Annotated in this window: 2 protein-coding genes; both read left to right on the top strand. The window is 54.4% G+C overall.

The features are described 5' to 3' along the window. Positions 1-78 precede the first annotated feature (78 nt). The gene (locus ACYVAC_RS16180) at positions 79-696 is read left to right on the top strand and encodes a hypothetical protein (protein ID WP_461098794.1); all 618 of its coding nucleotides are present in this window, start codon (positions 79-81) and stop codon (positions 694-696) included. Next, positions 683-1,291, top strand: a complete 609-nt coding sequence (locus ACYVAC_RS16175; RefSeq protein WP_461098793.1) for a hypothetical protein — start codon at positions 683-685, stop codon at positions 1,289-1,291. The genes ACYVAC_RS16180 and ACYVAC_RS16175 overlap by 14 nt, the downstream gene beginning before the upstream one ends. The last annotated feature ends 29 nt before the right edge of the window (positions 1,292-1,320 follow it).

Below are 1,320 nucleotides of genomic sequence, written 5' to 3'. Positions count from 1 at the left end.
TGCTGTGCGTCGTAAAGTTGGGTATCAGTAACGTCAGCAAGTTAGCTACTTTCATGGCTTTTATAAATCGACTACGATATGGCACGTGCCGTTGAGATGGGGCAGCGAGAGCAACTCATAGCCCTCAAAAAACAGGGGTGCACCCTGGCTCAAATCAGCCAGCAACTCGCCCTGCCCTTACCGACCGTTCGTAAACTGTCAGCCCGCTATAAGGACCAGGGGCAGCTGCTGGTCAGCTACGCCAACTGTGGCCCCAAACAACCCACTAGCCCGGCTAACTACTTACGGGCTGCCCGTTGGTTGAAGCACCTGCACCCTCAATGGGGAGCCCCGTTGATTCACCTCAAACTGCTCGATCGATATGGGCCAATTGACATGCCCTCGGTTCGTACCCTGCAACGCTGGTTCGTGCGCTGGCAACTTATCCAGCCGCGTCAGCACTGGCCTCAGACTCGTATCGGGCAGGCCAAAGCCGTCCACAACATCTGGCAGGTGGATGCCAAAGAGAACCTGCAACTGGTCGACGGACAAAAAGCCTGTTACCTGACAATAGTCGATGAACATAGTGGAGCCGGGTTAGCGGCTCCTGTTTTCCCCCTACGGGCGCATCTGCCAAGTGCCCCTGGAGATGGTTCGGCAAGCCCTATCAAGGGTATTCGAGCGATGGGGCAAGCCTGGCGCCATGCGGGTGGATAACGGACAACCTTTAGGTAATCCCGAAGGCATTGCCCCGCCTGCTTTAGCCTTATGGCTCATTGGTATCGACATTGACCTGATCTGGAATAAGCCCGCTTGTCCACAACAAAACGCCCGAGTTGAAAAGATGCAGTATACGACCAGTCGCTGGGCCGAGGTAAATCAAGCTACCAGCCTGAGCGACCTGGACCAACGACTGGTGACTACCCTAGTACTTCAACGGGAGACCTACCCAGTGAGCCGGTTAGGGTATCGTAGCCGGCTCACTGCCTTTCCCCAGTTGGAAATCAGTCGACGACCTTATCAGCCAGTTGACTTCGATGCGCAGCGGGTGTACAGCTTTGTGAGCCGTCATCTTTATGTGCGCAAAGTTTCCAAAGCCGGTCAGATCTACCACTTCGGTAGCGTCTACAGCGTTGGTCGCCCTTTGCGGTATCAATGGGTGCAGCTTCGCCTGACTTCTGACGGTAGGCATTGGGAAGTCCTAGTCAATTATGAGGTGGTCAACCGGCTAGACGCCCACACATTATTGGCTCAGCGTATCGAAACCTTGACTGTTTTTCAACGAACTGATCCCAAACTTGGTGACGCTTAGTTCAGTACCCAACTTTACGACGCACAGCA

This window comes from Spirosoma luteolum (assembly GCF_054778875.1).
Note: the sequence above shows the minus strand (reverse complement) of the source record. Positions and strands in the feature narration are given on the sequence as shown.

Bases quoted from the DNA above. Each gene is read 5' to 3' on its own strand.
- ACYVAC_RS16180 (WP_461098794.1), top strand. From the start codon at position 79: ATGGCACGTGCCGTTGAGATGGGGCAGCGAGAGCAACTCATAGCCCTC.
- ACYVAC_RS16175 (WP_461098793.1), top strand. From the start codon at position 683: ATGCGGGTGGATAACGGACAACCTTTAGGTAATCCCGAAGGCATTGCC.